The organism is Yoonia sp. JB2-21 (assembly GCF_055693545.1).
The window spans coordinates 63,836-88,831 of sequence record NZ_JBVFUC010000001.1; the positions used below are offsets into that span (position 1 = coordinate 63,836).

At 56.6% G+C, this 24,996-nt stretch carries 23 protein-coding genes; 9 read left to right on the forward strand and 14 right to left on the reverse strand.

Annotated features, from left to right (window positions below; all coding sequences use genetic code 11):
• Nucleotides 1–58: 58 nt before the first annotated feature.
• The 9 genes from hflX to dusB form a co-directional block, all read right to left on the reverse strand.
• Nucleotides 59–1,333, reverse strand: a complete 1,275-nt coding sequence (gene hflX, locus ACZ1G5_RS00265; protein WP_472730958.1) for a GTPase HflX — start codon at nucleotides 1,331–1,333, stop codon at nucleotides 59–61.
• A 2-nt stretch (nucleotides 1,334–1,335) separates the two neighbouring features.
• Nucleotides 1,336–1,569 carry an RNA chaperone Hfq gene (gene hfq / locus ACZ1G5_RS00270; protein ID WP_007204924.1) on the reverse strand — a complete coding sequence of 78 codons (234 nt, stop codon included), beginning with the start codon at nucleotides 1,567–1,569 and terminating at the stop codon, nucleotides 1,336–1,338.
• A gap of 118 nt (nucleotides 1,570–1,687) precedes the next feature.
• Entirely contained in the window at nucleotides 1,688–3,208 is a 1,521-nt protein-coding gene (locus tag ACZ1G5_RS00275; RefSeq protein ID WP_472730959.1) for a TrkH family potassium uptake protein, read from the reverse strand.
• Nucleotides 3,208–4,584, reverse strand: coding sequence for a Trk system potassium transporter TrkA (trkA, locus tag ACZ1G5_RS00280; protein WP_472730960.1), 1,377 nt, complete (start codon nucleotides 4,582–4,584; stop codon nucleotides 3,208–3,210). The genes ACZ1G5_RS00275 and trkA overlap by 1 nt, the downstream gene beginning before the upstream one ends.
• Entirely contained in the window at nucleotides 4,581–5,984 is a 1,404-nt protein-coding gene (gene ntrX, locus ACZ1G5_RS00285) for a nitrogen assimilation response regulator NtrX (protein ID WP_472730961.1), read from the reverse strand. The genes trkA and ntrX overlap by 4 nt, the downstream gene beginning before the upstream one ends.
• Nucleotides 5,985–5,992: 8 nt before the next feature.
• Complete coding sequence (locus ACZ1G5_RS00290; protein WP_472734238.1) at nucleotides 5,993–8,215, reverse strand: sensor histidine kinase; 2,223 nt, start codon at nucleotides 8,213–8,215, stop codon at nucleotides 5,993–5,995.
• Nucleotides 8,216–8,345: 130 nt separating this feature from the next.
• On the reverse strand, nucleotides 8,346–9,719 hold the full coding sequence (locus ACZ1G5_RS00295; protein WP_472730962.1) for a response regulator: 1,374 nt from the start codon (nucleotides 9,717–9,719) through the stop codon (nucleotides 8,346–8,348).
• Complete coding sequence (locus tag ACZ1G5_RS00300) at nucleotides 9,719–10,795, reverse strand: two-component system sensor histidine kinase NtrB (protein ID WP_472730963.1); 1,077 nt, start codon at nucleotides 10,793–10,795, stop codon at nucleotides 9,719–9,721. The genes ACZ1G5_RS00295 and ACZ1G5_RS00300 overlap by 1 nt, the downstream gene beginning before the upstream one ends.
• The gene (dusB, locus tag ACZ1G5_RS00305) at nucleotides 10,792–11,742 is read right to left on the reverse strand and encodes a tRNA dihydrouridine synthase DusB (RefSeq protein ID WP_472734239.1); all 951 of its coding nucleotides are present in this window, start codon (nucleotides 11,740–11,742) and stop codon (nucleotides 10,792–10,794) included. The genes ACZ1G5_RS00300 and dusB overlap by 4 nt, the downstream gene beginning before the upstream one ends.
• Before the next feature lie 237 nt (nucleotides 11,743–11,979).
• On the opposite strand from dusB, the gene ACZ1G5_RS00310 reads away from it, so the two are divergent.
• The 4 genes from ACZ1G5_RS00310 (at nucleotide 11,980) to ACZ1G5_RS00325 (ending at nucleotide 15,400) form a co-directional block, all read left to right on the forward strand.
• A complete protein-coding gene (locus tag ACZ1G5_RS00310; RefSeq protein WP_472730964.1) occupies nucleotides 11,980–13,113 on the forward strand; it encodes a bifunctional 2-C-methyl-D-erythritol 4-phosphate cytidylyltransferase/2-C-methyl-D-erythritol 2,4-cyclodiphosphate synthase in 1,134 nt (377 codons plus the stop codon).
• On the forward strand, nucleotides 13,110–13,598 hold the full coding sequence (locus ACZ1G5_RS00315) for a phosphatidylglycerophosphatase A family protein (protein WP_472730965.1): 489 nt from the start codon (nucleotides 13,110–13,112) through the stop codon (nucleotides 13,596–13,598). Before ACZ1G5_RS00310 ends, ACZ1G5_RS00315 begins: the two co-directional genes overlap by 4 nt.
• Nucleotides 13,595–14,077, forward strand: coding sequence for a CinA family protein (locus tag ACZ1G5_RS00320; RefSeq protein ID WP_472730966.1), 483 nt, complete (start codon nucleotides 13,595–13,597; stop codon nucleotides 14,075–14,077). The genes ACZ1G5_RS00315 and ACZ1G5_RS00320 overlap by 4 nt, the downstream gene beginning before the upstream one ends.
• Nucleotides 14,078–14,218: 141 nt before the next feature.
• A complete protein-coding gene (locus ACZ1G5_RS00325) occupies nucleotides 14,219–15,400 on the forward strand; it encodes an ammonium transporter (RefSeq protein WP_472730967.1) in 1,182 nt (393 codons plus the stop codon).
• Between the two features lie 48 nt (nucleotides 15,401–15,448).
• On the opposite strand, the gene ACZ1G5_RS00330 is transcribed toward ACZ1G5_RS00325, so the two are convergent.
• Complete coding sequence (locus ACZ1G5_RS00330; protein ID WP_472730968.1) at nucleotides 15,449–15,892, reverse strand: type II toxin-antitoxin system RatA family toxin; 444 nt, start codon at nucleotides 15,890–15,892, stop codon at nucleotides 15,449–15,451.
• Nucleotides 15,893–15,977: 85 nt separating this feature from the next.
• On the opposite strand from ACZ1G5_RS00330, the gene hpt reads away from it, so the two are divergent.
• From hpt to ACZ1G5_RS00345, 3 genes are all read left to right on the forward strand, one after another.
• Nucleotides 15,978–16,523, forward strand: coding sequence for a hypoxanthine phosphoribosyltransferase (gene hpt / locus ACZ1G5_RS00335; RefSeq protein WP_472734240.1), 546 nt, complete (start codon nucleotides 15,978–15,980; stop codon nucleotides 16,521–16,523).
• A gap of 249 nt (nucleotides 16,524–16,772) precedes the next feature.
• The gene (locus tag ACZ1G5_RS00340) at nucleotides 16,773–17,249 is read left to right on the forward strand and encodes a c-type cytochrome (RefSeq protein WP_472730969.1); all 477 of its coding nucleotides are present in this window, start codon (nucleotides 16,773–16,775) and stop codon (nucleotides 17,247–17,249) included.
• A gap of 8 nt (nucleotides 17,250–17,257) precedes the next feature.
• Nucleotides 17,258–18,136 (forward strand): c-type cytochrome, encoded by an 879-nt coding sequence (locus ACZ1G5_RS00345; RefSeq protein ID WP_472730970.1) that lies wholly within the window; start codon nucleotides 17,258–17,260, stop codon nucleotides 18,134–18,136.
• Here the strand turns inward: ACZ1G5_RS00345 and lipA are convergent, their stop codons facing one another.
• Nucleotides 18,137–19,096: a lipoyl synthase gene (lipA, locus tag ACZ1G5_RS00350; RefSeq protein ID WP_472730971.1), complete on the reverse strand. Its 960-nt coding sequence runs from the start codon at nucleotides 19,094–19,096 to the stop codon at nucleotides 18,137–18,139.
• Nucleotides 19,097–19,203: 107 nt separating this feature from the next.
• Entirely contained in the window at nucleotides 19,204–20,325 is a 1,122-nt protein-coding gene (locus ACZ1G5_RS00355) for a DUF6456 domain-containing protein (RefSeq protein ID WP_472730972.1), read from the reverse strand.
• Between the two features lie 248 nt (nucleotides 20,326–20,573).
• Between ACZ1G5_RS00355 and ACZ1G5_RS00360 the strand changes: the two genes are divergently transcribed.
• On the forward strand, nucleotides 20,574–20,870 hold the full coding sequence (locus ACZ1G5_RS00360; protein WP_472730973.1) for a DUF6477 family protein: 297 nt from the start codon (nucleotides 20,574–20,576) through the stop codon (nucleotides 20,868–20,870).
• Here the strand turns inward: ACZ1G5_RS00360 and ACZ1G5_RS00365 are convergent.
• Nucleotides 20,867–22,417 carry a trimethylamine methyltransferase family protein gene (locus ACZ1G5_RS00365; protein ID WP_472730974.1) on the reverse strand — a complete coding sequence of 517 codons (1,551 nt, stop codon included), beginning with the start codon at nucleotides 22,415–22,417 and terminating at the stop codon, nucleotides 20,867–20,869. The two genes, ACZ1G5_RS00360 and ACZ1G5_RS00365, sit on opposite strands and share 4 nt — an antisense overlap.
• Nucleotides 22,418–22,522: 105 nt before the next feature.
• Nucleotides 22,523–23,323, reverse strand: a complete 801-nt coding sequence (locus ACZ1G5_RS00370; RefSeq protein ID WP_472730975.1) for an endonuclease/exonuclease/phosphatase family protein — start codon at nucleotides 23,321–23,323, stop codon at nucleotides 22,523–22,525.
• A 112-nt stretch (nucleotides 23,324–23,435) separates the two neighbouring features.
• Between ACZ1G5_RS00370 and guaA the strand changes: the two genes are divergently transcribed.
• On the forward strand, nucleotides 23,436–24,995 hold the full coding sequence (gene guaA, locus ACZ1G5_RS00375; protein ID WP_472730976.1) for a glutamine-hydrolyzing GMP synthase: 1,560 nt from the start codon (nucleotides 23,436–23,438) through the stop codon (nucleotides 24,993–24,995).
• The last annotated feature ends 1 nt before the right edge of the window (nucleotide 24,996 follow it).

The following is a 24,996-nucleotide window of genomic DNA, read 5'->3' on the forward strand; positions in this document are numbered from 1 at the left end:
CTATTTTCACGAATACAATTTAAAAGCGAAATGGCGAATTTTTGTCATAAATCGGCTTTTATAACCGCGCGAACCGCTCTTTCTGCAATGTTGTCCAAAACACTGTCAGGTCGTACCCAGTGTCGGTCTGCTGTTCATCAGTGACGATACCCGCATCAAAGAGCCATGCGCGTTTGCGTCCATCCGCGAAATCGAGTGTTAGTCGTTCTTCGGTCCTTGGGTCTTTCAGCTTATCAGGGACCGCGGCCAAAAGCGGCTCCATCCCCTCGCCTGTGATTGCCGAGACTGCAAACAAATCGTCCATACGCGCGGCTTGGGTCAGTATGGCATCGCGCTCGTCATCCGTCAGCAGATCGGTCTTGTTCCAGACCTCAATGATCGGGGCCTCTTCGGCTACGCCAAGGCTTTGCAGGATCGCATGCACATCCGCCGCCTGTTCCTCGGTCTGTGGGTGGCTGATGTCGCGGACGTGCACGATCAGGTCGGCGTCTAAAACCTCCTCCAAGGTCGCACGGAAGGCAGCGACTAATTCGGTCGGCAGATCGCTGATGAAACCCACCGTGTCGGACATGATCACTTCATCCCCTGTGGGCAGAACGATTTTGCGCATCGTCGGATCAAGCGTGGCAAACAGCATATCTTTGGCAATGACCTCTGCCCCGGTCAGGCGATTGAACAGCGTGGATTTACCTGCGTTTGTGTACCCCACCAAAGCGACAATCGGAAACGGCACCTTGGCGCGGGACGCGCGGTGCAATTCGCGGGTTTTGACGACCTTGGCAAGTTGCTTGCGCAACCTGTTCAACTGCTCATCAATCGCGCGTCGGTCCGCCTCAATCTGCGTCTCACCCGGACCACCGACAAAGCCAAGACCGCCGCGCTGGCGTTCAAGGTGGGTCCATGCGCGCACCAATCGGGTGCGTTGATACGACAGTGCCGCCATCTCAACCTGCAACACACCTTCCGAGGTCCGCGCGCGGTCACTGAAAATTTCCAAAATCAGCCCAGTGCGGTCCAGAAGCTTTACGCCCCATTCTTTCTCAAGGTTGCGCTGTTGCACCGGGGTTACGGGACCATCGATCAAGACCAGCTCAACTTCGGCATCGTGAAAGACATGTTTGAGTTCTTCAATCTTGCCCTTGCCGAACAGCTTTCCGGGATGGATCCGCGGCAGGCGCACGACATCTGCGCCAACAACCTCAAGGTCCGGCAAAGCGGCGGCCAAAGACACGCCTTCTTCCAACGCAGGCTCAGCCGCGCGACGGCTTTGGTCACTTTTCAGATCAGGGTGCAGCACCCAAGCCCGCGTGATGGGGCGATCGTGTTCAAGCAATACTACTCTTCGCCTTCATAAAGGCTGATGGGTTGCGCAGGCATGATTGTTGAAATCGCGCTTTTGTACACAAGCTGCGATTGGCCATCACGGCGCAAAAGCACGCAAAAGCTGTCAAACCAGGTGATCACACCTTGGAGTTTTACACCATTTACAAGGAAAATCGTCACCGGAACTTTTGTCTTACGGACATGATTGAGAAATGCATCTTGCAAATTTGCTTTATCGGCGGCCATTGCGACACCCTTTTTCTTGTTCTTACGGCCGCAGTCCGGCCCCCCAGAGTTATTGGGAAACAGTATGTCGTGGGTGCACAGGACTTTCCACCCCAAAAACACAATTCAAATGAGGCGCTTAGCGCTGCCAGATTTCAGGATTGAAAAGCGCAATAATTGCCAGCGTTTCAAGCCGTCCGAGCACCATCGCGAAAGCCAAAATCACCTTTGCAGCATCCGGAAGACCCGAGAAGGCGATCGGGACCTCCGCAGCAACGGCCGCAAGTGGTCCTGTTGTCGACAAGGCGGAGACCGTGAGCACCATAGATGTTTCGAACTGAACACCCGTGAGTGACAACATAAGCATGACTGCAGCAATGCTGAGCGCAAACAACATAAAGAAGACCCAAGAGATATAGGCGCCCTGTTTGCGGATACGCCGTGCGTCTTTACCCCCACCGCCAATAGATGACGGGTGCAGCAGCCTCTCTTGTTCGCGTTCACCATGGCGATAAAGCGCATAGATCCGTAGAAGCTTTACGCCACCGGCAGTTGTTGCAACGCCACCCCCAATCAATGCCATTCCAATCAGGAACAGGCCCGGCGTGGTCAGCCCCGACCATTCCGCTGCACCATCCCAAAAATGCGACTCAAAACCGGTGGTCGTCAGAAATGATGTTACCGTAAATAGCGCGCCCCAAAGGGCGGCGGCACTTTCTTGTAGATTCGCTGGCTCTGCGCCATCCGCGGCCCCGATGAAATGTCGCAAGAACAGGGTCATCGTAACAGTCCCGATCAAGACCAGTGCCGTGATAAATTCAGGATCTCGGCGCAGCCCTTGGTCGCGCTCTCCGATCAAGCCACGGCTGAATGTCAGTCGCGATAGTGCTAATATAAAGAAGCACAGGATCAGCACCTCGCCCCAAAACCGTGATGCAGCAAAATACAAACCGCCAATCGGCGAAATACCCGACGTCGACAATGTCGACATTGCATGTATCAGCGCGATGTAGGGAAACTCGCCCGCGATCACCAAACCGACCCAGAGCAAGACGGTCAAACTCACGTAGATAGGTGTCAAGGTCAGCGTGTAGCGGACCAGTCTTTCCGACGGATCAGCAATATGCGCAATTTGTGAAAAGCGGCCAGAGGCCCCTCTTCCTGCCGCACCGGTGGCGCGCACCTCAAATCCCCCCAAATTCATCGGGGCAAAGATTGAAACCGCCGTGACCCAGACCAAGAGACCGCCCATCCATCCAACCAACCCACGCCACAAATGTTGCGACGGGGTCAGGCGGCCGGCTGTGTCATAGACTGTCGCGCCTGTTGTCGTGAAACTGGATACCATTTCAAACCATGCATCAAGGAAGGTCGTGTTCCCCACCGCTTCATAGAACGGAATGGCAAACATAAGAGGCAGAGCGCTGAACGCGGCCAGCAAACCAACCAACTGGCTGCGCGCGACACTACGCGGTTCATAGCCTGCCGTTGCCAATGCAATCATCAAAGTCAGAATGGAAAAAAGGATCGCGCCGTAGAAAAAGACGCGCATAGTGTTAAAATCTTCCATGATGGCTGCGTGCATCGCAGGCACGGTCATGGAAATCGCGCCCAGACCCATCAGGATCACAAAGAATGGCAGGCGGACGATCCAACCCATCAGAAGAAGTCTATCGAAACCTGCAACAAGCGTTCGACTTCGGGCACGTCGTCTGTCATCGCAAAGATTGCGATCACGTTGCCTTCCTCGATGCGGGTCTCGCCAGTCGGTCGAACCACCTTGTTCTGCTTCATCACTGCACCGATCAATGTGCCCTCGGGAAAGTCGATATCCTTGACCTTTTGTCCTGCGATGGGTGAGGTTCCCAAGACCTGTGCCTCGATCACCTCCGCCTCCGCATCTCCGATCGAATAGACGCCGCGCACACGGCCGTGCCGGATATGGCGCAGGATCGAACTCACCGTTGTCGCGCGCGGGTTGATATATGCATCAATATCAAGCGGGCCCATCAAGGGGATCAAAGTAGGGTCATTGACCAGTGAAATCGCCATCGGGCAGCCCATTTCCTTGGCGCGCACAGCCGCAAGCAGATTTGTCTTATCATCGTCTGTCACAGCCAGAACCGCGTCAGCGGTGGCGATGTTTGCCTCTTCCAACAGGGCGCTATCAAGGCCGTCACCATGCAGCACAATCGTCCGGTCCAACGCATCAGCAGCCCGTTCCGCGCACTCGCGGTTATTCTCGATCATTTTGACGCGGACACGTTCAGTCCGGGCTTCCAAAGCCAACGCAACGCCCAGACCCACATTACCGCCGCCGATGATCACAATGCGTTCTTGTTTTGACTGCGTTTTTCCGAAGATTTCCAAAGTCCGGGTCATATCTTCGTTGTCGGTGAAAATATAACACTCATCGTGGGGGAAAATCTGATCACCGGCCGAAGGCACAAAGAGCGCGCCCTCGCGCCGGATGCCAACAACAACCGCGCGCAAGGTTGAAAAAAGATCAGTCAACTGGCGCAGCGGCGTATTAATGACAGGGCAGTCTTCGTCAATCGTGATACCCAGAAGTTGCGCGCGCCCTTCCAAAAAGCTCTCTGTGTCGAAAGCAGCCGGTGCAGCAAGACGTTGGAGCGCCGCCTCCGCAACCTCGCGTTCAGGCGAGATTACCACATCAATCGGCAAGTGATTGCGCCTATAAAGATCGGCATAAGCCGGGTCCAGATAGTTTTGTGCCCGCAAACGTGCGATCTTGCGCTGCACTGAAAACACGGAATGTGCCACCTGACAGGTCACCATATTCACTTCATCTGAATGGGTCGCCGCGATCACCATATCTGCATCTGTGGCACCGGCCCGGTCCAACACATCCGGGTAGCTCGCAAACCCCGCGATGCCCTGAACATCCAGTGTATCTGTCGCGCGGCGCACCAGTTCGGGATTATTGTCAACAACCGTCACGTCGTTGTTTTCGCCGGACAAATGGCGTGCGATTTGCCAGCCGACCTGCCCCGCGCCGCAGATAATAACCTTCATTCGGCGTCATCCTCAACATAGGCGACACGTCCACCTGCCTTATTGGTTGTCACCACCCCCAAGGACTTTAGCTTGCGGTGCAGCGCAGACCGTTCCATGCCAACAAAAGATGCCGTCCTGCTGATATTGCCACCAAAACGGTTGATCTGCGTGAGCAAATATTCGCGTTCAAACAGCTCGCGCGCTTCACGCAGTGGCAAGGTGGCAAGCCCGCCAGCCAGCACAATGCGGCCTTCTTCGCCGCCCCCGTCTTCACCGGTTGGCAGCTCTTTGGCAGTAATGTCACCGCTACTTTCGCCAAGAATAAGAACACGTTCCATGACGTTCTTCAACTGTCGCACATTCCCTGGCCACAGCATGGTCTGAAGGAGCGCGCGCGCATCTTCAGCAAGCTTTCGCAGAGGCAAGCCCTGAACCTTGTTGCAAGCCTCAATAAAGCTTTCCGCCAAAAGCGGGATATCTTCGCGACGTTCTTCCAACGATGGCACGGCAATCGGAACCACGTTCAGTCGATGAAAAAGCTCCTCGCGGAACGTACCTGCATCAATGGCTGCGGGCAGATCCCGGTTCGTGCTGGAAATAACCCGTAGATCAACTTGGATCTTGTCGCCACCGCCAACGCGCTGAAAACGCTGTTCGACCAAAACCCGCAGTATTTTGGATTGGGTACCAAGCGGCATGTCGGCGATCTCATCAAAGTAGACCACGCCGCCGTTCGCCTCCTCCAACAGGCCGGGCTCAACGCCGCGCCCGCTGTCTTCACGCCCAAACAGCACCTCTTCCATGCGCTCGGGTTCAATGGATGCCGAATTGACGGTAACAAACGGCGCAGAGGCCCGATTGGAGTTGGCATGGATGTACCGCGCTGCAATCTCTTTGCCAGCACCTGCCGGGCCGGTCAGCATCACCCGGCCGTTCGATTTCGTCACCTTGTCCAGCTGCGACTTCAGGGTGCGGAACGCGGCGCTATCGCCCAGCATGTCGGCGCTGTGCGTCTCGCCGCGCTTTAACTCAACATTTTCGCGGCGCAATCGCGATGTTTCCATCGCCCGCCGAATGACCACCAGCAATTGGTCAATGTTGAAGGGCTTTTCGATAAAGTCGTAGGCACCCTGTTTGATCGCGGCAACGGCGATCTCGATATTGCCGTGCCCCGAAATGATGACGATGGGGACGTCCGGATGATCACGCTTGACCGACTTCAGGATATCGATCCCGTCCATATTGCTGTCTTTCAGCCAGATATCGAGGATCATCAGCGCAGGCTGCTCTGCTGCAATCTGCGCCATACACTCGTCCGACGTGCCGGCAAGACGCGTTGTGAACCCCTCGTCTATCAGGATTTCCGAGATCAGCTCACGAATATCGCGTTCATCATCTGTGATCAGAATATCGCCCATAACCTACCTCATGCTGGAATTTTGGGTGCCCGCGCGGCTTGTGTCGCTGCGGGCAGTTGAATGATTGCGCAGGCCCCGGCGTGGTCGTGGCCTGCAAATGGGGCGGCATCGGTCAGGATAAGCGTGCCGCCATGTTCTTCGATGATTTTCTTAACGATGGGCAGGCCAAGGCCCGTCCCTTCGCCACGTGTCGTCACATAAGGCTCAAAGAGCCTTGCACGGTCTTCTGGCAAACCGATACCATTGTCCGAGATTTTGATCGTTACATTGTCCTTGTCGTAGGACATCCGCAGTTGAATTTCAGGGCGATAGCCCTCTGGTGCATTGCGTTTGATGTAGGTCTCAGTCGCTTCCCCAGCGTTTTTCAACAGATTGGTCAACGCCTGCCCTATCATGGTGTCGTCCATATCAACAAGCACAGCCTCTTCCGGGATGCTTGCCGCAAAGTGCACTTCTGGCTGACCCACGATTTGCAACGACAAAGCATCATGCACAAGCTGGGTCAGGTCATTCAGGTGCAGTTCCGGCTCTGGCATGCGCGCGAACTTTGAAAACTCATCAACAATACGCCGCAAGTCATTGGTTTGACGGACAATAACGTCTGTCATCTGTTCAAGCTTATCAGAGTCATGCCCCACTTGGCTGTGAAACTTTCGCTTGATCCGCTCTGCCGACAGCTGGATCGGGGTCAGCGGGTTCTTGATCTCATGTGCAATCCGGCGGGCCACGTCACCCCATGCGGCCATGCGTTGGGCACTGACCAGATCGGTCACGTCATCAAAGGCCACAACGTAACCTTCAAGTGTGCCATCAACGTTGCGACGCTGCGCCATGCGAACCAGCAAACTTTCTTGCTGTCCCTTTCGGATCAGGTTGATTTGCTCTTGCACGCTTTCATTGTCAGACTCGCACACCTGATCAAACAGATCGGCAAATTCAGGGATCGCAACCGACAATGCCGTTTCCTCGGGGCTGGAGCCCACGGACAGTAGCCGCCTTGCGGACGGGTTCACAAAGGTCACGCGCCCGCCGGCATCAAGCCCAACCACGCCCGACGTGACCGATGTCAGCACAGAGTCAAACAAGCGCCCCCGCCGTTCGGTTGTCTTGTTGGTTTCAATCAACTGATCCCGCTGGCCCTTCAACCGGCTGGTCATCTGGTTGAAATAATGACCCAGTTGCGAAATCTCATCGTCACCATCGTCCTCAATCACGCGGACATCCAGGTCACCAGAACCAACCCGTTGCGACGCCGACACCAGCCGACCAACAGGGCGCGACAAGCGTTCGGCGAACCACAGACCGCCCCAGATCGCGCCAAGGATCAAAATGATCGCAAAACCCAGATAAAGCAGGCCGAACTGAAACAGCAGCTGTCCACGCTCGTTTTGCAATTCTTCATATTGAGCGACCGTTTCGGTCGTATCATCCAGCAGTGACAAAACATTGCCGTCGACCGGGCGCGTGACATAAAGAAAGCGATCCCGGAAGGCAGGCAGCGGGATCAATGCCCGAAATTCGTTGTTTGCAAAATCCTGAATGATCGCAAGGCCTGTTTCTTCTGCACGCAAAAAGTCAGTGGGCGAAGGGCGTTCGTATCCAAACTCGTAAGACCGGGATCCCCGCGCTGTGATGTTGCCCAATCCATCAATGACAAATGCCTCTGTCAGACCACGTTCAATCCGGGACTGTGCGCTGCCCAAGGCCCGTCGCACCTCTCCGTCATCCATGAACAGGTTTGCTTGCCGTTCTCTGTTCAAAAATGCTGCAAGCCCACGCCCGTCACGGGTCAGTTCCTGGCGGTGCTCTTCCTCATAGGCTTGGGCGGTCGTCAGCGACGTCCGCAAGACGTTGCCAACAGGCTCTGAAAACAGGCCATCAAGGGCGATTGAGATCAGCGTTACCGAAAAGATGGCAACCAAAACAATCGGCACCAGTGCCGAGAGCGCGAAAACCCCAGTAAGACGCATACTCAGCAGTGAACCCGCCGATTTCGCCTGTCGGGCCGACACCATGCGCGCCACTTGCCGCATCACCAGTGCGGCAACAACCAGCACATAGATCAAGTCCAGCAGCAGCACCAAACGCAACAGCGTCGAGGACGCGCCACGATCCATCGGGCCAACAACGATATAGGTCAGAACGGCCAAAACCGGGGCCGCGACAACCAGACCTGAGGTTAGCGCATTCTGAACATGCCGCTGGCGAAACCAGCGGTTCAGTCGTGTCATATTCAGGCCCATGAGGGTACGCCGCACGCGCAATGCCCTGTGATTGAGGTGGGGTCGCCCCCACGATACCGCTATTTGCTGTGGTCTTTCTGCTACGCTGACGTAGGCATGCCACGGTTATGTTGCGGTTTTACATCAACTTACGGCGCCGTGTCACGCGGATATCGAGGTCCGTGATCTTCTTGCGCAGGGTATTGCGGTTTATTCCAAGTAAATCAGCGCATTTCGCCTGATTTCCGCCGGTCGCATCAAGCGCTATTTCGATCAGAGGACCCTCTACTTCCTTCAAGATTCGGTTATAAAGCCCGGGCGGCGGCAGTACGCCACCATGCAGATCAAAGTAACGACGCAGATGTTTACCCACGCTGGCGCTTAGTTTTTCGCCCTCGCCACCCGACCGCAATGGTTCAATGGCGGGCTGATTGCCCAACACCATTTCCACCTCTGGCCGCGTGATTTCTTCTTCCGCGGCCGTGAACACCAGACGGCGCACCGCGTTTTCCAACTGCCGCACATTGCCTGGCCAGCTATAGGCCCGCACGAGGTCAAGCGCCGCATCGCCAAACCGGCGCAATGGCGCGCCATCCCGTTCCGCCCGCGCAAGGAAATGCGCGGCCAGCAATGGGATATCATCGACGCGCTCTCTCAACGAGGGGACGTCAACGGTCACCCCGCCCAAACGATAGAACAAATCTTCGCGGAAGTGCCCATCTTCCATGCGCGCCATCAGATCAGACTGCGAGGTCGCCATGATCCGCGGGGCATTGTCGCCCAAGGTATCAAGCATCCGCACAATGCGCGCCTGCGCGTCCTGCGACAAGTCGCTGACCTCATCAAACAGGATCGACCCACCCTTGGCCCGGCTCAGCACAGAGGACGGTCCATCCATCCCCTCCAGATCGGTCGCGGACACCACTACAAAAGGCAAACTGCGCCGATCAGAAAAATCATGTACGGCACGCGCGATCAACGACTTACCCGTGCCACTTTCCCCAGTAATCAGAACCGGCAATTGGGTATTCATCACCCGCGCAACCAGCCGATACAACGACTGCATGACCGGGGTACGCCCGACAAGAGGCAGGTCACCGCCCTGCTCTGTCGCGTTAATATCAGGCACGCGGTTCACCGGTGCACGGCGCTTGACCTCCAACGCGCGGGCGGCACGTTTCATCAAGTCGGGCAGATCAAAGGGCTTGGGCAAATAGTCATAGGCGTCGGCCTCAGCCGCTTGGATCGCGGTCATGATCGTGTTTTGCGCGGAAATCACAATGACTGGCAAGCCGGGACGCGCTGCTGAAATTGTCGGAAGTTGCTCCAATCCGTTACCGTCGGGCATCACAACGTCCGAGATCACGAGATCACCTTTGCCCTCATCAACCCACCGCATCAGCGTGACAAGAGAAGAGGTCGCATGCACTTTGCACCCGGCACGCGTCAGCGCCTGGGTTAAAACCGTCCGGATTGTGCGATCATCATCGGCAACAAGTACTGTTCCGTCCATCAGTCTTCTCCTGTTTCATAGTCTTTGGGCACCACAGGCAGCGATATCCGAAAAACAGTGCGTCCCGGCACACTGTCCACCGATATCCAACCACCGGCATCGCCAATCAGTTTCGACACCAGCGCCAAGCCCAGCCCAGTCCCGTTTTCCTTGCCGGATACGAATGGCTCAAAGATGTCATCAGCAATTTCGGTCGGCAGACCGGGCCCATCATCGATCACCTCAACCTGCAATGGCAGGCGCGCCTGAGATCCATCGGACCGGTGCACCCGCAATGAGGTATCATAGAATGTATGCAGCCTGATCGTACCCGCTTCGCCGCAGGCCTCTGACGCATTCTTGAGAAGGTTCAGGAACACCTGCAATAGCTGATCACCATCGGCCAGTGTTTGCGGCAGCGAAGGATCGTAGTCCTCCACGAACAGCATATGCGCACCAAAGCCAACGGCAGCAGATTGTCGTGCACGGTCAAGCACATCGTGAATGTTCACCGGCTTCAGTTGCGGTGGCCGCAGATTCCCAAACTGCTCAACCTGCTCAAGCAGCTTCACGATGCGGCGACTTTCCTCGACGATCAGATCGGTCATTTCCTGATCCTCCGGCGAAAGCCCCATCGACAGAAGCTGCGCAGCACCGGTGATGCCTGCGAGCGGGTTCTTGATCTCGTGCGCCAACATCTCAGCCATGCCAATCGCAGACTTTGCGGCCTTACCAGAGGAATGGTTTTGATTGATGCGGCTTGCAATCTCTCGCGGGCTGATCATCACGATCATTGTACCCTCGGACCCCTGCAAGGGTGCAAACTGTATGTTGCACATCATGGGCGCGCGTTCGCCGCTGCCAACATCAACGTCATTGACAAAAAGCGATGATCCGTTCTGTCGCGCGCGCGCGAACGGCGCTTCGAGCGGCGCATCGATCATCACTTTTTCCCAAAGCTTCTCGCCAGTGAGCGCCTTGGCTGAGGTATTCAGAAAGCTTTCCGCGGCCGGGTTGCTGTACATCACAACATCATTGGCATCGACCATGATGGCCGGCACAGGCAGCGAAAGCCACAGCGCGGTGTCCCAGATCATGCGGCCACCTGCAGCGTCAAAGCATCTGGCAAGTCGCGCAGAACATCTGCGGGGTTGGCATGCGTCAGGATCGCCTTGCGCAATGCAGCCCCAGTGCCCGCATCGTCCATATACCAGCCCAAATGTTTGCGCGCCACCTTCCGGCCAAGCTCTGCCCCATAAAACGACAGCATCGCTTCATAGTGTTTGCAGGCCATATCGACCAGATCATCGCCATATGGAACACTCGGTTCCGCTGTCCCGTGCAACGTCGCTGACACCTGCGCCAGCAGCCACGGACGGCCCTGCGCACCGCGTCCAATCATAACACCATCGGCACCGGACAGGCGTAGCGCCTCTTTGGCCGTCGCGGCATCAACAATGTCGCCGTTTGCGATAACCGGAATAGTTACCTCATCCTTGATCGCCCGGATCGCTGCCCAGTCAGCAGAGCCTTTGTAAAACTGACACCTTGTGCGGCCATGGATCGTGACAAGCTTGATCCCCGCCTCTTCCGCCCGTTTTGCGACATCAGTAGCATTCAGACTGTCATCATCCCAGCCGAGGCGCGTCTTGAGCGTGACGGGCACATCGACTGCTTCCACAACCGCCTCGATCAAGCTGAGCGCGTGATCGGGCGTGCGCAACAAGGCCGAGCCAGAATAGCCGTTAGTCACCTTTTTGGCCGGGCAGCCCATATTAATGTCGATGATCGCGGCACCGTTCGCCTCGGCCATCCGGGCGGCTTCGGCCATCCAATAGGCTTCGCGACCGGCAATCTGGACCGCAGTGCCGGCCTGATCATATCCCAACTCCGCCCGTTCGCGCACACCCGGCTTGGCCTGCACCATTTCCTGACTGGCCACCATTTCGCTCACGACCCATCCCGCACCAAAGGATGCAACCAGCTGACGGAACGGCAAATCAGTAATGCCAGCCAATGGCGCAAGCGCCACCGGTGGCGTCAGAGCCACATCGTCAAGAATTAAGGAATCGGGGTGTGTCAAAGGGGCAATTCGTTCGTTGAAGGTTTACGTCTTGAGCAAGTTCTAGGGTGCTCATGCCTGTGCCTCAACGAAACTTGCCGGATTTTCTCCCGATTAATTGGCAACTGCCCAAAAATTAGGCGAAAAGATCGAAAAACTGGTGAATTGCGTCGCGGCCGCCTGCACCCTAAACGTAAGGCAAGCAAGAACGGGTCCAAGATGACGATAGCAGCAATCATCGTGGCCGCCGGGCGCGGCACACGCGCTGGTGGTCCTTTGCCAAAGCAATGGCAAACGCTAGGCGATCGCAGCGTCGCAGCACATGCTATGGAGCAGTTCGCCAAACACCCACGCGTCTCAGAGCTGGTACTGGTCGTGCATGAAGGCGACATCAAAGGCGATCTATGGCCACGAGAGCCAACAGCAACCGTTGTCGTGGGCGGTGCGACACGCGCCGCATCTGTACGTGCCGGACTAGAGGCTGTTGATGCGCGCACAGACAAGGTTCTAATCCATGACGCTGCCCGGCCTTTGGTCAGCAACGCCATGATTGATCGGGTCATTGCGGCGCTGGACACCCATAGTGGCGCCGCCCCTGCTCTGGCCGTGACCGACACGCTGTGGTACGGCAGCAATGAAGCGGTCACCGGAGTGCAGGACAGAGCTGGGCTCTTTCGTGCACAGACACCGCAAGGGTTCCTTTTGGCACCTCTCCTTGCCGCGCATGCAGCCAGCACGGGGCAAGAGACCGATGACGTCGCCATTGCAAGAGCCGCAGGGCTGGACGTGGCGATCGTACCGGGCGATGAAGATAATATCAAAATCACCACGCCCGCAGACTTTGAACGGGTCGAAAAGCACATGAGGCAAGCAATGGATATTCGGGTCGGGAATGGCTATGACGTGCATCGCTTTGGACCAGGCGATCACGTCTGGCTGTGTGGCGTTCAAATCCCGCATACCCGCAGCCTTCAAGGCCATTCTGATGCCGATGTGGGCATGCATGCGGTCACAGACGCGATCTACGGGGCGCTGGGCAAAGGTGATATTGGCGTGCACTTCCCGCCGAGCGATCCACAATGGAAAGGGGCCGCGAGCCATATTTTCCTGGAACATGCTGTGGCGCTGGCCGCATCGGAAGGCTACAAGATCGGTAATGTCGATTGCACCTTGGTGTGTGAACACCCAAAGATTGGCCCGCATCAAGACGCGATGAAAGCCGTGCTGTCGGCCTATATGGGGCTGGAGAGCGACCGGGTCAGCGTCAAGGCAACCACATCGGAAAAGCTCGGCTTCACCGGGCGTGAGGAAGGGATCGCCGCCCTTGCCACAGCGACCCTGATCAAATCATGACCCACCTGATCGCAACATTCTTCTACGTAGGTCATATCCGCCCAGCCCCCGGCACATGGGGATCACTGGCCGCGCTGCCCACGGGCTGGGCCATCTACACGCTCTTCGGCCCACTTGGCCTTATTGCAGGGATCATCCTATCTTATGCGCTCGGCCTCTGGGCCACAGCCGTGGAGACACGGGGCAAAGACAACCATGATCCTTCCGAGATTGTGATTGATGAGGTCTGCGGCCAATGGATCGCCCTGCTGCCCCTGGCATTCGGCGCGGCGCGGCAGGACGTTGATATCCTTGCCCTTTGGCCGGGCTGGATCGCGGCTTTCGCGCTATTTCGATTGTTCGACATCACCAAATGGGGGCCCGTTGGGTGGGCCGACCGTATGCACGGCCCAACCGGTGTGATGCTGGACGATGTCATCGCCGGCATCTTCGCGGCGCTTGGTGTTGGCCTCCTTGCGGCACTCTATCATATCGTACTGGTATGAACGCCGCTCCTCTTTTGATGGCCGCGTCTGAAAAAGGCGTGATGCTGGCAACAGCAGAGAGCTGCACAGGCGGGCTGGTCAGTGCTGCGATCACCGAAGTGCCCGGCAGCTCAGCAATATTCGATCGTGGCTTTGTCACCTACACCAACGCCGCCAAAATCGACATGCTCGACGTGCAAAAGGCAACGCTGGCGGCGCATGGTGCCGTATCAGAGCAGGTCGCCGCCGAAATGGCGCTGGGCGCTTGCACCCGCTCAAACGCCGATATCGCCGTATCGGTTACCGGTATCGCGGGGCCCGGAGGATCGGAACATAAGCCCGAGGGACGGGTCTGCTTTGGTATCGCGACGGCGGGACAAGCAGAAACACAAACGATTGAGTTTGGCGCTTTAGGGCGGGACAATGTGCGCAGCGCAGCACGCGATCACGCGTTAGGCCTGCTGCGACAAGCTGTCGACTCATTGCCGCGCAAACACTAGGCGTGGCCCCAATTTGATGCCCAATTATTAATCACTCCGCATATTGCATCTTATTTCATCGGCAAAAAAGCGCACTGCACATTTATCCAGCAATGCGAATCCGCCCTAAGGCCCCGGACAAAGACCTATTAGGAGGGGACAATGAACGGAGCGGATACAGCGTGGATTATCGTGGCCACGGCGCTTGTACTATTTATGACACTGCCAGGACTGGCGCTGTTTTACGGCGGGCTGGTGCGGGCACGAAATGTGCTCAGCGTGTTCATGCATTGCTATGCCATCGCCTGTCTGATGAGCATTCTTTGGTTTGCCTTTGGCTATTCCATCGCCTTCGGGTCTGGCACCAGCGGGTTCTGGGGCGGATTGGACAAGATGTTCTTGTCCGGCATCACTGCTGACACATTGTCCGGCACGCTGCCCGAGGTTCTGTTCTTTGCGTTTCAAATGACTTTTGCGATCATCACCCCTGCCCTGATCGTCGGCGCATACGTCGAACGGATCGGCTTTGGCTTTGTCGTGCTGTTTTCATCGCTGTGGATGCTGTTGTGCTACGCACCTGTTGTTCACTGGGTTTGGGGCGGCGGGATGTTGGCCGATGGCGGCATCTTTGGCGACACCGGCGTACGTGACTTTGCTGGCGGTATTGTGGTGCACGAAACAGCCGGTATCGCAGCGTTGCTGCTTGCGATCTTCCTTGGATCACGGCGCGATGCATCAAAACCACCGCATAATCCCGGCATGGTCATGATCGGCGCGGCGATGCTCTGGGTCGGTTGGTTTGGCTTCAACGGCGGCTCACAACTGGCAGCTGATGGCGGTGCTGCGATGGCGATTACGGTCACGCATATCTCTGCGGCGGCCGCATCGCTGACTTGGGCGCTGTGGGAACGGATCAAGTTCGGCAAGGCGTCGCTGGTGGGCATGGTAACCGGTACGATTGCCGGTCTCGCGTCGATCACGCCAGCCTCGGGCTTTGTGGGTCCGGTTGAAGCGTTGATCATTGGTTCAGTGGCAGGCGTTTTATGTCAGGAAGCCGTCAACCTTATCCGTAACACTTTCAAGATCGACGACACGCTGGATGTTTTCGCCGTACACGGCATCGGCGGTATCTTCGGCACGATCATGATCGCGGTCTTCGGGGCTGGCGCGTGGGCGGCGCAGCTTGGCGGTCTGGTGATTGTGGGGGGATACACGATTGTTGTCACTGTCGTATTGATCTTTGTCTGCAAGGCCATAACCCCGCTACGCGTTGATGACGAAGCCGAGACCACGGGGCTTGATCTGGCCGTTCACGGTGAACGGGCTTACGAGTTCAACAGCTAAGCGAAATCATGAAACCCAAAAGGCCTGCTCTGAAAGAGCGGGCCTTTTTTAGCTATAAAGTTCGTTCGCACGCCGTTCGAATGAACGGACCACACGCTGCATTGCTTCGTTAAAGAACATGCCCGCCGCGCCTTGTAACAACCGGCTGCGGAACTCGAAATCGACGGCGAAGGACACTTCGCAGCCGCCCTCGACATCCTTAAAATTCCATTGGCTTTCCAAATGGCGGATCGGACCATCAAGGTATTCGGTGTCGATCTTCATTTCGTCCTGCCACAGCAACACGCGGCTGCCAAATTTTTCGCGGAACACTTTGAAAGAAATTACCAAATCAGCAAGCATTTCCAGATGGTCGCCCCTCTCTGTGACGCTGCGCACGCGCGCGGCAGCGGTCCAGGGCAGAAATTTGGGATAGTTGGCCACATCAGCGACAAGATCATACATTTGCTGTGCCGTGTAAGGCAGGAACTTCGTTTCTGAATGACTTGGCATGCGGGCTCTTTCGCGGGTGACTTTGGCACTGGATGTCGTATTCTCTGCGTTGAAAATCAACCCATTTCCCCACACTGAGGCCCCTATGCCGCACCAAAACTACGTGATTGACGAGATGATCAGCGCCAAAGCGATTGCCGCGCGGATCGAAGATCTGGCGCGCGACATCCGAACAGAGTTTGCTGACACAGACAAGCTCGTCGTTGTGGGGCTCTTGCGGGGATCTTTTGTTTTTATCGCCGACCTTGTGCGCGAATTGGACTTACCTGTTGAGGTCGACTTCTTAGAGGCATCATCCTATGGGGACGGCATGGAAAGTACGCGCGAAGTCCGCATTCTCAAAGACTTGCGCGGCCAAATTGAAGGGCGTGACGTCCTGATCGTCGAAGATATCGTTGATACCGGTCATACGCTATCGCATGTCACAACGTTTCTGGCGTCCCGCAAACCCGCGCGCATGAAGACCATCGCCTTGCTGGACAAACCTGCCCGGCGCGAAGTTGATCTCAAGGCGGATTGGACCGGTTTTGAAATTCCTGACGAATTTGTCGTCGGCTACGGCATCGACTTTGCGCAAAGAAACCGGAACCTGCCTTTCATCGGCAAGGTACGGTTCACAAAAGAAGCATGAATCCCCGTTGGCTTTTACGTGCGAAACGTTGGGCTCAACATCCACCATCGCCTGCAAAGATAAAATTCTTCGCGATTGTCATCCTGATATGTCTTCTACTTTTCGCGATCGAACGCACCTGGGGCTGGCCTGCGTGGCTGACCCCTCATGACATGCGCCGCATGCGCTGATCCAAAATTATTCACAAGACAAACACCTGCGTACTTGTTTACGCTAGGGCAAGATCCCTGAAACCAAATGGAGGTCCCTATGCCCGTAACCCTACGACACGGCATCACCGCCGCACTTGCAGTCAGTATCGCAAGTGCCGCTTTTGCTGCCGGACATCTGACCCAGGAACAGCAACGCGCCATTGATGCACGCCAAGCCCACATGGGTCTGCTTGCGTTCAATATCGGCCCTTTGGGCGGCATGGCCCAAGGCGATATCCCCTATGATGCCGAAGTGGCAGCCGCTGCGGCTGCAAGTCTTGCCGCTCTCGCGACCATTGATCAGACGCGCTATTGGGTGGAAGGCACAGACGCCAGCGTCGAAGGCAACCGCGCCAAAGCCGAGATCTGGACCGATGCTGCCGGTTATGCGGCTGAGCAGGAAAAATTTGTGACCACGACGGCGGCTTTGGCCGCAGTTGCAGGTGATGGGTTAGACGCGATGCGGGCCGCCTTTGGCCCCATGGGTGGGTCCTGCGGTTCCTGTCACGAGGCATACCGCACGCCCCGCAACTGATCGCGCCCGTGTTTTGGCGCTCAATCGGGCTTGTGGCCCTTGCGGCACTTGGTATTGGGTGGTTTTTGACGCGCCCAATGCCGTTGCCAGCGGACGCATTGGATGGGCTGACCGGCGATCCTGATCGTGGACAGATTGCATTCGCCGCGGCTGGCTGTGCCTCGTGCCACATCAGCGAAGACGGGCCAGCGGATGTGCTGAGCGGCGGTCAGGTCTTTGTCAGTGACTTTGGCAGCTTTGTTGCGCCCAATATCTCATCCGATCCGGTGCATGGCGTCGGGGACTGGACTGATCTGGAACTGGCCAGCGCGATCATGCGCGGTGTGGGTCGGGATGGTACCCACCTTTATCCTGCCTTTCCCTACACCAGCTATAACAAGGCTGACACACAGGACATCGTCGATTTGATCGCCTATATGCGCACCCTGCCCGCGTCAGATCGGCCCAACGCGCCGCATGATCTGGGCTTTCCTTTCAATCAACGCGCAGCACTTGGCCCGTGGAAGGCCCTGTTTGTGGATGATCAATGGGTGTTGGCAGATGCGGCGACACCCGCATTAGAACGCGGGCGCTATCTGGTCGAGGCGCTTGGCCACTGCGCCGAATGTCATACCCCGCGCGGCGTGCTTGGTGGATTGGACAACGCCCTTTGGATGGCAGGTGCGCCGCATCCGTCAGGCGAAGGGCGCATACCGAATATCACCCCGGCAGAGCTGGGCTGGTCAGAGGGCGAAATCGCTGCATACCTGCAAAGCGGCTTCACGCCAGAATTCGACAGCGCTGGTGGCGAGATGGCGGCCGTGATCAGAAACACCAGTCAATTGACCGATGCAGACCGCGCCGCAATCGCCGCCTATCTAAAAGCGATCCCGCCCGTGGCAAACTAATCAGGCAAGGCCTAGTTTGGCCTGCCGCGCAGCACCCAACCGGGCAAAATCATCACCTGCATGATAGGATGACCGCGTCAGCGGTGTCGCCGACACCATCAGGAAGCCTTTGTTGTAGGCCGCTTTTTCATAGGTGGCGAATTCGTCTGGTGTCACGAAACGGTCCACCTTGTGGTGCTTTGGCGTGGGTTGCAGATACTGGCCGATCGTCAGGAAATCGATGTCAGCGGCGCGCATGTCTTCCATGACCTGCGTGACCGCTTGTTTGTCTTCGCCCAAGCCGACCATGATACCCGATTTGGTGAACATCGTTGGGTCCAGCTCTTTCACCCGCTGCAACAGACGCAAGGAATGAAAATAACGGGCACCGGGGCGGACTTGCGGGTACAGCCCCGGTACGGTTTCTAGATTGTGGTTAAAGACGTCGGGGCGTGCTTCAACAACAACCTCTAACACTTTGGGATCACACCGAATAAAGTCTGGTGTCAGAATTTCAATCGTGGTGCCGGGCGATTGCCGTCGCACAGCACGGATGGTTTGCGCGAAATGCTCCGCCCCGCCGTCCTCGACATCATCGCGATCGACCGACGTGATGACCACATGGTTCAATCCCAGTTTCTTGACGGCATCGGCCACACGGCCCGGCTCAAACACGTCCAAAGCCTCTGGCGGCTTACCTGTGGCGATGTTGCAGAATGTACAGGCCCGCGTGCAAACCTCGCCCATGATCATCATGGTGGCGTGACCTTGCGACCAGCATTCGCCGACATTGGGACATCCCGCCTCTTCACAGACCGTAACCAGCTTGTTGTCGCGCATGATGTCGCGGGTCTTCTTGTATCCTTCGGACACAGGTGCTTTCACACGGATCCAATCAGGCTTTTTCGGCTGCGGCGCATCCGGGCGACGCTGCTTTTCAGGGTGGCGCTGCGCAGGGATTTTCAGATCGCGTGTGGGCATTTCAGGCTCCGAACTTGTTAGAGGTTACCTAACGTCGCGACTGAAAAATGTCCAATGTTCACAGTGCCGCGCATGACGGCACTGCATAACTTGCATGGCAGCAGGTTTCACCCGATCATCGGACCATAGCGTCCTTGTGTTTCTTCATAGTGGCGTTTGAGACGCTGCAAGGCGATGCGCAATACGATCTTACCGGATCGCGCAGACCAGCCCATTTTCTTTTCTGTTTGTTCCAACCCTTCGAGAAAACAACAGCAGCGCAACACTACGTCACCCAGACCGGGACCCAATTCGGCCAGTGCATCCTTGATACGACCATGCGCAGCCACGGCACCCTTGGGCCCTTGTGCAACCTCAGCTGGCGCCTCACCGGTCATAAAGCCGTCCCAGCTTTCGTTTCCGCCCATACCAACCTCAACCAGCTCATAATCCTCGCGCAAACGCTCTCCGACAGCGACTAGATCGCGCGGGAGGAATGGTTTTCCGTCACGGTCCTTGCGTCGCGCCAACCCCACAAGCGGGCTTTCGGTTGGATATGCGCGACTTTGTGGTCTGGCATCACCTTCGATTGCAGCGATGTCCCATCCGGCATCGCCGTCCGGATCAGTTGCACGTTCTGTAAATCCACTGGCGCGATTTTCATCTTCCGCAGTTAATCGGCGCAAGGCAGCACGGCCAAGGTTGGTAACGAAGTATCGTGCAATGCGCCCGTCCGGCTCTGGACAGGTAATCCAGTCTTTCAGGGCCATCGCCTGCGCAATCTCACGCTCTACAATAGCGGTCCGCACTTGTTCGCCCTCGCGGGTGACGCGGACCACGACAGCCGTTTCCATCTCGCGGGCGACGGCCAGCACCGCACCCTGTTCGCACAACCGACGCAATATGCGTTTTGCCTCTTGATCTATCCGGCTCTGCGTCAGGCCGATTGGTTGGTGAATATCACTCTTTACGCACTGCATATTCATGGTCTTCATCTTCCCCTTTTTCAAAATTTCACGCGCAGAAACCTGCGCCGATAACGCGCGCAATGCCGCATCAATCAGCGGATCGTCGCGTCGTCCTTCAAAGCGGCGTACCTGCCGCAAAACCGTTGACGGGTGACAGTCGCTGGCGCGCGCAAGTGCGCGGATCGAGAGGCCAGTTTCTGTGTGAACAAGGTAATGGCGGGCCGCATCCGGAACCCAACGTGGGAGATCAGGCGAAGCAGTCCGCCCTTGTGGTGCTGTCATAATCACTCATCCTTTTGTCGAAATAACCGACGCAACAGACAGAACTCACATCCCCCACGACATGACAAAATACCACCTGTGCGTGCATGGTTACTTATTTGTTAACGGCGCAATTTGCCCGTCAACCCTTCTTTCCAAAAGATAAACAAGTCTAACCGGAGCGTTCTTATCTCATGGCTATTCCGCAACACCCGTGTAGGTTGTGTCATGTTGTGCGGACTCTCACCTCTGTAATGGAAGATTGACACATGCTTGACTTACACACGCGAATTTCCACCTTGAAGCGTCCGCCGCTGCTGGCACGTGCCGCACGTTTTGGTGTCGACGACTATCGGCGCCATATACACCTACGTCGTATCCTTCAGACCGACAAACTGCCGCAACATGGTCAGGCAATCATGCAGTTGCTTGATATTGATGGAGAAATGAACGCGCTGCGACTAACCCATTCAGCGCATTATCGTCCGGCCCGCCATGTCGAGGTGTTGATCGCGCTTCTGGGCGAGGCACATTTGTTACGCGCGACCGCCCCAAAACTCGTCTAGGTGAACGCGTCCGGCATGCTCGCCTTCTTTTGTGCAACATAGGCCCGCAGCTTTGCTTCGACCTCTGGGTCAAGCTTTGGCTGCTGGTACGTGTCCAAAAGCTTGGTCACGCGCGCCGTCGCCAATGTTTGCGTATCACGCGCGCCCTCTTCGTCCCATGTCTCGAAGGGTTTGTAGTCAAACAGATCTGACCGCCAGAACGCCGTTTTGAAGTTGGCCTGCGTATGTTCGCAACCCAGATAGTGACCGCCCGGACCAACCTCTTCGATAGCGCCCATCGCTTGTCCATTCTCGGACATATCCACGCCTTGGGCAAAGTGGTGCAGGGTGCCCAGCATATCGGCATCCATCACGAACTTCTCAAAGGACGCAACCAGACCGCCCTCAAGCCAACCGCAACTATGCAACATGAAATTGACACCGGACAGCAAGCCCATATTCAGAGAATTGGCCGTCTCATAAGCCGCCTGCGCGTCCGGCAATTTCGATCCGCAGAATGACCCCGCAGAGCGGTAGGGCAAACCAAGACGGCGCGCCAGCTGCCCTGCCCCATATGTGATATGCGAGGCTTCGGGCGTGCCAAATGTTGGTGCGCCAGAGTTCATGTCGATGGACGTCACAAAGGTTCCCATGACGACCGGCGACCCGGGACGGATAATCTGGCTGTAAGCTACGCCCGCCAAAACTTCTGCCAAAACCTGAGTCAGTGTTCCAGCGACGGAAACAGGTGCCATCGCCCCACCCACGATAAACGGACTGATGATCGACGCCTGATTATTTTTCGCAAAGACCTCGAGGGCCCCCATCATGATGCTGTCAAACGTCAAAGGTGAATTGATATTGATCAAGGAGGTCATCACCGTATGATCCTGAACGAACTCTTTACCGAACAGAATTTCGCACATCTCAATGCTGTCCTGGGCGCGACTGGGTTCAGTCACGGAGCCCATGAAGGGCTTGTCACTATAGACCATATGGGCCAGCAACATATCAAGGTGGCGCTTGTTCACCGCCACATCTGTGGGTTCGCAGACCGTGCCGCCGGAATGATGCAGCCACTTGGACATATAGCCCAGCTTCACAAATTTTTTGAAGTCATCCATCGTCGCATAACGACGGCCACCTTCGGCGTCGCGTACGAAGGGCGGGCCATAGACCGGTGCCAGCACAAGGTTCTTGCCGCCGACAACAACATTGCGATCCGGGTTGCGGGCATGCTGCGTATATTCAGAGGGCGCAGTCGCACACAGCTTGCGGGCCAGTCCACGCGGTATGCGCACGCGTTCGCCGTCAACCTCGGCACCGGCGGCCTTCCAACGCTCCAACGCGTCGGGGTTATCAACAAAATTCACACCAATTTCGGCCAGCACGGTTTCGGCATTCGCCTCGATTACGCTCAGCGCCTCTTCGGTCAGCACCTCATAATTCGGGATGTTCCGCTCAATATATTTGGCGGTTTCGACGCTCACTGCGGTCCGCTCTGCCCGACGGGCCGCACCACCACCGCCACGGGCTCTGCGTCCTGATCTTACTGGTGCATCTGACATTGTGAATCCCTTACCGTGGCTGAGGTCTTGGCCTTTTCATACAACTCCACCCCCTGCCACCTTGCCAAATTTGCGGCCCCTCAGACGCGAAAGCGACATGCCCCCTCAGAACACCCGAAAGCTGGCGACAAATGGCAGATGATCTGACACTTCATCCTTGAACCGCTCGCGCCCCATATCCATCGTCCAATGCATCGGAAACAGGCGCAATGACCCGCGCACATAATCGGTGGCATAGGTCCGTGATACAGCAAATCCATCGAGCAGATTGGCCCGGCCTTTTTCAAGGATATGACTGAACCGATCCTGCAAGTCCCATGAGGACACAAAATCCATCAGATCATCACCACCCAAATAGTGGAAATTGCTGACGTCCTGCCCTGGGATCATGTTGAAATCGCCCATCAGTAGCATGGTCTTGCGCATCGTGCCGGGGGTTTGACGCAAATCGGTCAGATACTTGCCGATCACCTTGCATTGCGTATCGCGCAACTTTTGCTGCGGCGGATTACGGCCGGACTTCAGATGGACACCCACAACATGGGCCGAGAACTTGCCCATCCTCACATCTATTGTGATCGCGCGACGGCCCGTATCATAGTCACCTTCGGACCCCTCAATCAGCCTTGCGTTGCGAACCTCGACGCCTTTCTTATGCAAGAACCCGATGTGGAGCTCGCCGGGCTGCGCAATGATGGTGGTGTCATAGTGGACCCCGTAGCTGCCAATCTCAGCCGCCAGCCTGTCGATATAGCTTACCGGGTTGACTTCAACCAAGGTCACAAGCTCCGCGTCCAACAATGCAAGCCCTTCTGCTTGTCGTTTCATGCGGTCGGCACTGATGCCACCAAAACCCGCGAGGTTCCAAACGGCCACACGCGCGAGCGTATGCTCAAATATCTGCATCGTCATCTCCGGTTTCTGTGGCGTCTGCTTAGCACAGGTCATTGTAAATTTGCGCGTCTGAATATCGCTGGACCCTCTTGCGCAAATGTGGTCCTGCCATTACCCACACGGCATGGAAAACAGCACCCACGAACGCCTTCTGATCATTGATTTTGGCAGCCAGGTCACACAGTTGATCGCCCGCCGCCTGCGCGAACTCAGCGTCTATTGCGAAATTCACCCCTATCAAAACGTCACCGACGATTTTCTGACCGAATTTGCACCCAAGGCGGTCATTCTTTCCGGCGGGCCGGACAGTGTCACGCGACCGGGATCGCCCCGCGCACCCCAGTCTGTCTTTGATCTTGGCGTGCCGGTGCTGGGCATCTGCTACGGCCAACAAACGATGATGGAACAGCTTGGCGGCAAAGTGGTCACCGGCGAAGGAACGGCAGAGTTTGGGCGCGCCTATGTCACGCCCGAAGGCAAGCTGGCGTTACTCGACGGATGGTTTGCCGCCAACAGGGAACAGGTCTGGATGAGCCATGGCGACCATGTCTCTGAAATTGCTCCGGGTTTTGCCGTTTACGGAACGTCGCCCAATGCCCCGTTCGCGATTACCGCGGATGTTGCGCGCAACTTCTATGCAGTGCAATTTCACCCCGAGGTGCACCACACCCCCAACGGCGCCAAGCTCTATGAAAACTTCGTGCGCCTCGCAGGTTTTTCTGGTGATTGGACAATGGGCGCCTATCGCGAACAGGCCATTGCTGCCATCAAGGAACAGGTCGGTGACGCGCATGTGATTTGCGCGCTGTCGGGCGGCGTGGATTCATCCGTTGCCGCAGCCCTTTTGCACGAGGCGATCGGCGATCAGTTGACATGCGTGTTCGTAGACCACGGCCTGTTGCGCTTGAACGAAGCCGCCGAAGTCGTTGGCATGTTCCGCGATCACATGAACCTCAAAGTGATCCACGCAGACGAAAGTGAACTGTTCTTGGGCGAGTTAGAGGGCCAGTCGGACCCAGAAACCAAACGCAAAATTATCGGCAAGCTGTTCATCGACGTGTTCCAGAAATACGCCAATGAGATTGAGGGTGCAGCCTTCCTTGCCCAAGGTACACTCTATCCTGATGTCATTGAAAGTGTGAGCTTTTCTGGCGGCCCCTCTGTCACCATCAAATCACACCATAACGTCGGCGGCCTGCCTGAAAAGATGGGCTTGAAGCTGGTAGAACCACTACGCGAACTGTTTAAGGACGAGGTCCGCGCGTTGGGTGTGGAACTTGGCCTGCCCAAATCCTTTATCGGGCGGCACCCGTTCCCCGGTCCTGGCCTCGCCATTCGTTGCCCCGGAGAGATCACGCGTGAGAAGCTGGAAATTCTGCGCAAGGCCGACGCGGTCTACATCGACCAAATCCGCAAACACGGGCTCTATGATGATATCTGGCAGGCGTTCTGCGCTATCCTGCCGGTCCGGACCGTGGGGGTCATGGGCGACGGGCGCACTTATGATTTTGCCTGCGCATTGCGGGCCGTGACGTCCGTTGATGGGATGACAGCGGACTACTACCCGTTTACCCATGAATTTCTCGGCGAAACAGCCACCCGGATCATTAATGAAGTCCAAGGCATCAATCGCGTGACATATGACATTACCAGCAAGCCCCCCGGCACAATCGAATGGGAATGAA

Excerpts from the sequence above, each read along its gene's own strand:
- ACZ1G5_RS00290 (WP_472734238.1), bottom strand. The coding sequence starts at position 8,215 with ATGACACGACTGAACCGCTGGTTTCGCCAGCGGCATGTTCAGAATGCG.
- ACZ1G5_RS00370 (WP_472730975.1), bottom strand. The coding sequence starts at position 23,323 with ATGCAGATATTTGAGCATACGCTCGCGCGTGTGGCCGTTTGGAACCTC.
- lipA (WP_472730971.1), bottom strand. The coding sequence starts at position 19,096 with ATGCCCACACGCGATCTGAAAATCCCTGCGCAGCGCCACCCTGAAAAG.
- ACZ1G5_RS00275 (WP_472730959.1), bottom strand. The coding sequence starts at position 3,208 with ATGGGTTGGATCGTCCGCCTGCCATTCTTTGTGATCCTGATGGGTCTG.
- ACZ1G5_RS00325 (WP_472730967.1), top strand. The coding sequence starts at position 14,219 with ATGAACGGAGCGGATACAGCGTGGATTATCGTGGCCACGGCGCTTGTA.
- ACZ1G5_RS00315 (WP_472730965.1), top strand. The coding sequence starts at position 13,110 with ATGACCCACCTGATCGCAACATTCTTCTACGTAGGTCATATCCGCCCA.
- ACZ1G5_RS00320 (WP_472730966.1), top strand. The coding sequence starts at position 13,595 with ATGAACGCCGCTCCTCTTTTGATGGCCGCGTCTGAAAAAGGCGTGATG.
- hfq (WP_007204924.1), bottom strand. The coding sequence starts at position 1,569 with ATGGCCGCCGATAAAGCAAATTTGCAAGATGCATTTCTCAATCATGTC.
- ACZ1G5_RS00340 (WP_472730969.1), top strand. The coding sequence starts at position 16,773 with ATGCCCGTAACCCTACGACACGGCATCACCGCCGCACTTGCAGTCAGT.
- trkA (WP_472730960.1), bottom strand. The coding sequence starts at position 4,584 with ATGAAGGTTATTATCTGCGGCGCGGGGCAGGTCGGCTGGCAAATCGCA.
- ACZ1G5_RS00310 (WP_472730964.1), top strand. The coding sequence starts at position 11,980 with ATGACGATAGCAGCAATCATCGTGGCCGCCGGGCGCGGCACACGCGCT.
- ntrX (WP_472730961.1), bottom strand. The coding sequence starts at position 5,984 with ATGGGCGATATTCTGATCACAGATGATGAACGCGATATTCGTGAGCTG.
- ACZ1G5_RS00355 (WP_472730972.1), bottom strand. The coding sequence starts at position 20,325 with ATGACAGCACCACAAGGGCGGACTGCTTCGCCTGATCTCCCACGTTGG.
- ACZ1G5_RS00365 (WP_472730974.1), bottom strand. The coding sequence starts at position 22,417 with ATGTCAGATGCACCAGTAAGATCAGGACGCAGAGCCCGTGGCGGTGGT.
- guaA (WP_472730976.1), top strand. The coding sequence starts at position 23,436 with ATGGAAAACAGCACCCACGAACGCCTTCTGATCATTGATTTTGGCAGC.
- ACZ1G5_RS00300 (WP_472730963.1), bottom strand. The coding sequence starts at position 10,795 with ATGATCTGGGACACCGCGCTGTGGCTTTCGCTGCCTGTGCCGGCCATC.
- hpt (WP_472734240.1), top strand. The coding sequence starts at position 15,978 with ATGCCGCACCAAAACTACGTGATTGACGAGATGATCAGCGCCAAAGCG.
- ACZ1G5_RS00295 (WP_472730962.1), bottom strand. The coding sequence starts at position 9,719 with ATGGACGGAACAGTACTTGTTGCCGATGATGATCGCACAATCCGGACG.
- ACZ1G5_RS00330 (WP_472730968.1), bottom strand. The coding sequence starts at position 15,892 with ATGCCAAGTCATTCAGAAACGAAGTTCCTGCCTTACACGGCACAGCAA.
- ACZ1G5_RS00360 (WP_472730973.1), top strand. The coding sequence starts at position 20,574 with ATGCTTGACTTACACACGCGAATTTCCACCTTGAAGCGTCCGCCGCTG.